Origin of the sequence: Kitasatospora sp. NPDC056138, assembly GCF_042264695.1 — a bacterium.
Classification (GTDB): domain Bacteria; phylum Actinomycetota; class Actinomycetes; order Streptomycetales; family Streptomycetaceae; genus Kitasatospora.
The window spans coordinates 1-7,670 of the sequence record NZ_JBHJVK010000134.1; the positions used below are offsets into that span (position 1 = coordinate 1).

Annotated in this window: 7 protein-coding genes; 4 read left to right on the plus strand and 3 right to left on the minus strand. The window is 68.7% G+C overall.

Going from position 1 to position 7,670, the window contains the following annotated elements:
• The first annotated feature begins 727 nt into the window (after nucleotides 1-727).
• Nucleotides 728-1,954: a hypothetical protein gene (locus ACFC1R_RS38080; RefSeq protein ID WP_375946308.1), complete on the plus strand. Its 1,227-nt coding sequence runs from the start codon at nucleotides 728-730 to the stop codon at nucleotides 1,952-1,954.
• Nucleotides 1,954-2,349: a hypothetical protein gene (locus tag ACFC1R_RS38085; protein WP_375946309.1), complete on the plus strand. Its 396-nt coding sequence runs from the start codon at nucleotides 1,954-1,956 to the stop codon at nucleotides 2,347-2,349. Before ACFC1R_RS38080 ends, ACFC1R_RS38085 begins: the two co-directional genes overlap by 1 nt.
• A 1,332-nt stretch (nucleotides 2,350-3,681) precedes the next feature.
• On the opposite strand, the gene ACFC1R_RS38090 is transcribed toward ACFC1R_RS38085, so the two are convergent.
• Entirely contained in the window at nucleotides 3,682-4,035 is a 354-nt protein-coding gene (locus tag ACFC1R_RS38090; protein ID WP_375946310.1) for an STAS domain-containing protein, read from the minus strand.
• A complete protein-coding gene (locus ACFC1R_RS38095) occupies nucleotides 4,032-4,265 on the minus strand; it encodes a DUF6296 family protein (protein WP_375946311.1) in 234 nt (77 codons plus the stop codon). Before ACFC1R_RS38095 ends, ACFC1R_RS38090 begins: the two co-directional genes overlap by 4 nt.
• Nucleotides 4,266-4,588: 323 nt before the next feature.
• Between ACFC1R_RS38095 and ACFC1R_RS38100 the strand changes: the two genes are divergently transcribed.
• On the plus strand, nucleotides 4,589-4,918 hold the full coding sequence (locus ACFC1R_RS38100) for a hypothetical protein (protein WP_375946312.1): 330 nt from the start codon (nucleotides 4,589-4,591) through the stop codon (nucleotides 4,916-4,918).
• An 85-nt stretch (nucleotides 4,919-5,003) separates the two neighbouring features.
• Here the strand turns inward: ACFC1R_RS38100 and ACFC1R_RS38105 are convergent, their stop codons facing one another.
• Nucleotides 5,004-5,786: a hypothetical protein gene (locus ACFC1R_RS38105; RefSeq protein WP_375946313.1), complete on the minus strand. Its 783-nt coding sequence runs from the start codon at nucleotides 5,784-5,786 to the stop codon at nucleotides 5,004-5,006.
• Between the two features lie 387 nt (nucleotides 5,787-6,173).
• On the opposite strand from ACFC1R_RS38105, the gene ACFC1R_RS38110 reads away from it, so the two are divergent.
• Nucleotides 6,174-7,127 (plus strand): hypothetical protein, encoded by a 954-nt coding sequence (locus ACFC1R_RS38110; protein WP_375946314.1) that lies wholly within the window; start codon nucleotides 6,174-6,176, stop codon nucleotides 7,125-7,127.
• Nucleotides 7,128-7,670 lie beyond the last annotated feature (543 nt).

Below are 7,670 nucleotides of genomic sequence, written 5' to 3' on the forward strand. Positions count from 1 at the left end.
GGTGATCGAGAGGACCGTCGCCTGGCTGAACGGCTTCCGCCGACTCCATCGCCGCTACGAGGTCAAGGCCGACCACTTCGCGGCATTCGCCAGCAACGCCGCGGCACTCATCTGCTACCGCCGAATCTCCAAATGAGATGACTTCTTAGCGGGGAAGCCCGCCTGGTGCGCCTCGCTCGCTGTGGCAGCGCGAGCACAAACTGATTTCTCGTTCGGCAGGTACGACCCGCCGTTACTTGGTACGGTCGTCCCGCAAGTTCTTCTGTGATCATCTGGCTTCGGGGGTAACCGGGTGGTGTTAGGGGGCTGGGCGGCAACAACCGCTTCCGCCAGGCGATCCGGCGAGTCGGGACCGGGGAGAGGCGCCGACAGCGCCGGACCGGGTGTCCCGGTCGGGTCGGCGGCTACGTATACGTTTGCTCCGGGGATCTCGGAGGTGACCCGCAGGCTCTCGGCGATCGCTTATGCGCGACCCGACCACCTGGCCGGTCTCTCTGCCCGCCTGGTGGCGAGGATCAGCGGGGGGCGAGGGAAGAGCTCCAGCGGAGCGTCCTCGGCTGGCGGTGAGGAACAGGGGGAACCGGAGGTACTGGTCGGCGAGGAGTACGTCAGCTGGGTCCGTCGGCGCATTGTGAGCGGTCGTCCCCTTCCGTCCTTCGGCTATGACGAGTCCCTGGTACTGGGCCACTGTCTTCGCGCGCAGCGCCTCCGCTACTTGAGACGGCCCTTGATCGCGCTTCTGGCGACCCCTGGTATCGCCGTCGGCCTGCTGCGGTTGGTGTCACTGGAGTGGGCCATCGGACTTGCCGTCACGGGCATGTGGCTGGCCTTCTACCTGGACCGACTCGCTGCCCAGCAGTTGCTCTACCGGATGCGGCCGTCGGAGTTCATGGCCGGCCGCAACCCACGGCCCGCCGGAACGGCGCACTTCCTGGAGCGGCGATTTCAGTCATGGGCTCTGCCCTACACCCGGGAGTGGCGAGGCAAGAGCATTCCGAAGGAGCACTTCATTGGGGCTGGTCGCTTGACCTGGTCCACCGCGTCGATCGGCATCGATGTGGAGCCAGCTCCGAGGCGTCCACCAGAGGAGCCTGAGCAGGACGAGGGGCCGTCGTCACCCCCCATCCCAGTGCAGATGGAGAAAATGGTCGAATCGGGCCCGCAGAGCACCGCCACCTCCTTCAGGAACTTCACGGTAGAGGAGCTTTACGACTTCGTGGCCGGTCGCCTTATCGACCCCGCTCCGTCACACGCACCTGGACACCCGTTCGCCAACATCGAGGTGCTGGGCGTTGCCGCCGTCTCGTCCAACCGGTGGGGTGCACTCGACGACCCGACCTGGCAGAGCATGGAGTCTCTCGCCGCCGGACACCCTGACGGCGGGCCTGGACCGTATGTCGCTCGCCGCTATCTGTGGGCGCGCATCGTCTCGTGGGGCGGTGAGATGGCTGCCTCGATCCTGGTCAACTTCGCCTACGAGAGTGGCTTCCTCCGGGTCACCGTCCGCCCACATCTCATGCCCCCGCTCAACAGCGCACTCGCGGCGTCGGCGAGTCCACTCTCCCCGCTGTCGTTGCGCTGGCAACGGACCGCATGGCTCCAGGCCGTAGGCGACCTGTTGAGCGCAGCGAACCGTCTCATCTCTACACGCGTCGCGCCGCCGAAGCCCGCTCTGGATCAGGGTGGCCCGGTGAGCCTTCGCGAGACGTACTCGACTCGGTACATCGACGAAATGCACATGTACGAGGACGCCCGCCGTTACGTGCAGATGATGCAGCGCAGGGTCTTCGACACGGTCGAGGCGTTCCTCGGAAACCATCAGATCGACACCCGGTCCTACCAAGCGCAGGCCATGGCCATCTACAACTTCGGCGTCATGGCCGGTGGCGACATCACCGGCAACATCCAGAACGCACCCGGTGCCGCCAGCACCTTCCAGAGCCAGGAGGCATGATGCCCTTCCGTCGCGAGCCCCGCCCGAACCCGTCTCCCGCCCACGGCGGCATCAGTGCCGGGGGCAACATCACGGGCAACATCCAGAATGCGCCGGGCGCACAGAACACCACCCAGAGCCAGCACATGGCCGCCACCGACGGCGAGGCACTCGAAGAAGCCCGGCAGCAGTTGCAGCAGCTACGCGAAGCCGTCGAGCAGCACGTCACACAGCTGGCACAGCCACAAGCCTGTCTCGAAGAGATCTCCGCCGTCGAACAACGCCTTCACCGAGCCGGAGCCGACCCTGTCGGACTGCGCGTCCTCATGAGCTCCGTGTACCAGCACTGCGGTGGCGTGCCCGGCCTGGTAGCCATCGCCGGGTTGGCACAGCAGACGATCACCGCACTGGCCTGAACCACAGCAGCGGGTCGGCGTCATCCCCCGACTTCGACAGCCGGCGGGCACATGGGGTTCGGCAGGCGGCTGACCTGCGGCAACGGCAACGTAGTTGATCTCGCATGCCCACAGGAAGGTAGCGGCGCGGGTTTACTGACAGTGATTCATCGGTAGCCGTGTGACGATCCATCGCAATTCTGGATAAACCATCACACCTCGTCGATCCAGCCAGAGTAACCCGCAACGCAACCTGTGCCCGACCTCCAAGGTCACAGCCCTGGCCGCACACGCCTGGCAGCGGAATCTCAGCGAGTCACGCGGCCGACTGGCCCTCGCGTGCCCGCCAACTGTCGAACTGGGGTACCCTTTGGCGGGGTGGCCACGGGCGGCGGTCGGCGCCGGGGGACGGAAGCTGGAATCCGGCTGGGCGGCGCACGGACTCGGGGTGTGGCTGTGAAGCGCCCTCCGTCTGTCCGGTGTTCGACGAGCGCTCCGACCGGGCACGGGCCCCGGGCGGGCGGGGTCAGCAGACTTGCCGCGGCCGGTGACGAAGTCGCGGGCGCGATCGACCAGGCCGGCGCCGGGGCGAGGAGCTTGTTGAAGGGCGGGGCCACGAGTACGTCGAACCGCGCGTCGCCAGCCGGCAGCTCCTTGATTTACTCGAACAGATCTTCCACCTCGCGGTGGTCGCCGGTCAGCTCCGCAACGACATTCCCGCCGTGTCCCATACCCGTGCGCCTTTCCTCAAGGTCCTGGTGCGCGGCTCCCGATCGCGCTGGCTCCCATCAGTTCCCCGCTCGGGCCGAGGGCGAACACCACGGGTCACCCGGCCGCCCTGCAGGGCTCGGCACCTCGGGCGGCACCACCAGCGGCGCGTTTACTGCCGGCCGACGGCACCGTCACCGACCTCATGGCCATCCTGGGGTCCCGGGCACGACCCGCAGCAGGCCGGATGGCCCGGGGCCCTACGGGTACCGAGGCCGAGTACGTGGCACCAGGAGCCGCCGTCTCCCCGGCCTGCTGCACCTGGATGTGTTTATTCGGTGCTTCGCCGTCCATGTCGGTCAGCGTCCCAACCGACACCGGGAGGCCGTCACCAACCGATGACGGCCTCCCGGTGCTCAGTACTGCCATGGATTCCACGGTCCGGCCAGCAGCTCTCCGCGAGCCCGGAGAGCCATGATCACCCGCTTCCAGGATGCGCCCGCACCAGAGAGCACGCAAGAACCGACACGGCCGCGCGCCCAGGCCCGAAGAAGACCTGGCCCTGTCCGGGGAGTCCAAGAGGAGGCGGGACCGTGTGCCACGGCAGAACCGGCAGACCGGGAAGGCACGAGCGGCCGGCCGCGGCTACACGGGCGGAGCGGGGTCGATCTTGAGTACCTGGTCCGCCGCGGTGACCTCCAGAAGCCGGAGCAGCTGCGGCGGTGGTGCCGACAGGTGCAGGTCGACGTTGGCCTGCTCGGCGGGCAGCCGGGTGCGGAGGAAGAGGTGGATCCTGGCCAAGTCGCGGAAGGCGATCGCGTGGTAGTGGAGGATGACGGTGGTGACGCCGGGCTCCTTGATCGCCTGGAGCAGTTCGGTGCGCAGGTGGGGTGCGGTGTCGTGGGCGAGGTCGCCGGCCGGGGTGAGTAGGCGGCATCCGGGGGTGGGTGCGTGGGTGTGAACGGTCAGCTGGGGGGCGGGGCCTGTGGGTGGGGTCATGGCAGGATCACGGCGGTCACCGGCTGCTCCGTCGGGACGCTGTAGGTGTCCAGGAGGCGGGCGACACCGAGGTGCTCGATCACCGCGCGCACCGCACCGTCCGGGTCTTCGTAGACCGGCAGACCCCCGACCACGTCCGGGGTCCGGTGTACCACCACGACCCGCGGCGTGGCGTGCATGACGTCTTCGGTCGGCAGGAGCAGCGCGTACCGCTGCACGACAGCATCCATCCCCCGATCCTGCCCCCACCCGGCCCCCCGCGCCGCCCGACCGGGAGGCCCTCTCGTCGGCGAGCAGCAGGAGGCTCCGCCCGCCTGGAGCTGCTGGAGCTGCTCCAAGACGCGATGGAGAGCGGGACTCTCTCGCCGGATGACGCTCAGGCCATCGCCTGGCGCTACACCACCGCCCGCATTCCGGATGTCCAGGCCGCCGCCACGGCCGGCATTTCGGCAGATGCCTGGCGGCGGCGCTCCCGCGCCGTCCGTGCCCTCAAGACCTCGCTGCGGCCGGCCGCGCGGCCTGACCACCCCTCATCAAGCCCAGGAACCCACTGATGCCGCCTCTGCCCACTCCCCTGCCCGATCTTCTCCCCCTCGGCGCGTCCGATCGCCTGCTCCTGCTCGGTGCCCTCTGCTACCTCACCCTCGGACTGTCCTGCCTGTCCTTCAACGGAATCAGCGGCGCCTGGTCGCGCTGCGGCTGGGAGATCAGTACCGGCCCGGCCGCCACCCTTGCCGCGGCCGCAGCCTGGACCACCGTGCTTGTCCTGTGGCCGGTGCCGCTGCGCGCGCTGCGAAGTCGTCGGGCGATAGGGCCCGCCGAAGAGCTGATCTGGCGCTGCCCCGCAATGATCGGGAGCCGCCACGATAGGGCTCGATTGTGAAACCGGCGCAGGGCAGGGACGGAGCACCTTCTGGTGATGGCCGGGGGCGTCTCGGTCCGGCAAGCACCAGGCAACCGAACGCCGCCTACAGCACCCGGTGCGGGCCATGGACGGCGATGGTGAACAGGTCGTTCCAGGTATCGTCGTCCTCGGCGCTGTGGCACAGAGGTCCGGTCTCTTCGCCCAGCGCGACCCACACACCGGGCCAGCTCGGGTGCCGGTCGGTGACGAAGTCGCTGCACTGGTCGCATGTGCGCACGGGCAGGCCTCCGGAGCACAGGTCCTCGATCATCTCGTCGGTGACGTCGATCCGGTCATGGTTGATGTAGTCCATCCCGCCGTACAGCAGGCCGAAGGTGGTCCGCTCGTCGACCTCGCCCCAGGAGGTCAGCCCGGCGGCTGGCACGGCCCGGCGATAGCCGAACACCGGCACCAGACCGGTGCCCTCTTCCCGGATCACGGTGAGGCCGTCCAGGGGCGTGCCGTCGGGCACGATCGACAGCAGGAATCCGCTCACCTGCCCGGCGGTCTCCTCACCGGGCGCGGGGTGGTTCAGCCAGGAGGTGGCGATCAGGTCCTGGATCCCCTGGTGCGGGTAGAGGCGGGCCTCAATTACCGGACCGTCCGGCGTCTGGAGCACACGCTGCCGGAACGCGGCGTGCTCATCGCTGAACAGCTCGACCGTCCGGCCAGCGACGGCTGCCTCCACTGCGGCCGGGACCGTCGGGAACGCGGTGAGGAAGTCACGCCACTCCGGCAGCATCACCGCCAGCTCCTCCTCGGTGTAGCCGGTCCTCACTGCCTGCAGCTGGGCCGAGCGCTGCGCGACGACCTGCTTACGGGTTCTGGTGTCCTGCTTCTTGCCCACTTCGCAACTCCCCTGGTGGTGAAGGGCTCCGTGGCTACGCTAGTGCCCAGCAGGCGTGTGATCGCCGTGGTTTGTGCGGATACACGGTGCGGTGTAGACAGCTGGGTCACGCTGCCCCCCGCCGCCTTGTCCGGTCCGACGAGCTCCGCCCATCGATCGGGGACCGATTTGGTGATCCGGGCAGCACTCGAAATGGGCCAGAGTCCATCGCCCTGCCGTGGCCACCGCACAGACTGAGGTACTGCCGAACAAGGTGACGATCCGATTCCGGACAGTGATCGTTCGGATCGGGACAGTACCTCCCAACGTGCCCTCAGCCCTGTACAGCGCCCGCCACCCTTGACTAGGCACGGTCACCGCCGCCGCGCCCAGCCATCAGGAGGGCACATGACGAGAACCGCCGACCAGATCGCGCTCCTCCGCACCGAGACCGCCCCCGCCCTGTTGAAGGAGCTTCAGGGGCTCCAGGCCGGCAGCGAGGAACTGCGGACCGGCCTGGCCATGGCGATCAGCCAGGGCCTGAGCGAGACCCGCGAGGAAGTGTGCCGCGTCCTGGACCGGGATCAGCGCGAACTCGCCCAGGCCCGTCGAGAGATCGACGACCTGCGCCGGGAGCTGAGCGAGGCCCAGAGCGCCTGGCAGGCCGAGCTGGCTCAGCTGAAGTCGGCCTCGGTTGCCCCGCTGGCCGTTGCCGACCTGGTGGCGGAGACCGAGAACTCCGCCCAGGCCGAGTGGGCCGACATCGTGTCCAGCGCCGATACCCGAACCACCGAGCTCGCGGAGGAGACCACCATGTCCGACCAGACCCCTGACATTGCCGAGCAGGCCGCCGCCGACATGCTGACCGAGTTGACCGCGGTGATCGGCCACCAGACGCCGGCGACCCAGCCGGTCGCCACCGCAGCAGTTCCGGCGCCGACGCAGGAACAGGCGCGAGCCTCCCTGGAGATGGCGCTGTTCGACACGCTGAAGACCGCTGCCCGGGTCGGCACCGCCGAGCTGGTCTGCCACCCTCACACCTGGCAGTTCATTGCCTCCTGCACTGCGGCTGCCGAGCACTTCCAGCTGCCCTCGGCCGATGGCGCCAGCAAGGACGACATGGTGACCGTCCGGCTGTCCGGCCGCAGCCTCATGGCCGTGGTCAACGCCCTGTTCACCACCTACTGGGAGTCCAGCACCGGTCCCGGCCGGAACCTGCAGGACAGCGCGATGGCCCTCGCGTACTACATCGACCTGTCCGGCGAGATCCGCCGCACCGTCCCCGCCGTCTCCGGAGTACAGGTCGACGACCGCCCCGTCACCCGCATCGTCATCGACAATCGCCCCAGTTCGGCAGCCTGACGACACCGCGGCTCACCCAACGCCTGCCGACCTCCGGTCACCACCCGACACACGTCCGCTGATGGCCGGGCCCCTCGCGATGTCGAGCGCGAGGGCCCGGCCGATCCCGGGGTGGTGCTGATGTCGGGTCATGGTCCGGCGTCCCTGAACGGACCATAAGTCCATCGGCTGGAGCGCTGTACGCCGATGGCCCGACCCCTCCAGAGGAGAGAGCCGGCCATCGGCGTGCGGACTCCGGGCTACCGGCGCAGCGCGGCGGGGTCGAGGTCGAGGTGGAACGGGTCGGTGAGCGCGGGGGTCGACCGGGCCTGGAGGAGGCGGTCGACGTAGATGCCGCGTTCCAGGTTGCCCACGCACAGATGTGGGACGGGGTGGAGTTTCGAAGTGATGTGGATGGAGTGGGCAGGCGGTTTTTCAGGGGCTTCGCACGCCCGACCGTAGTATTGGGTGAATGGAGAGCTCGGACCCCGGTGTGCACAAGGCCCTCGCGGTGCCCGCGCGGCGGGCGCTGCTGGCGGCGCTGACGGATGCGGCCGAGCCACT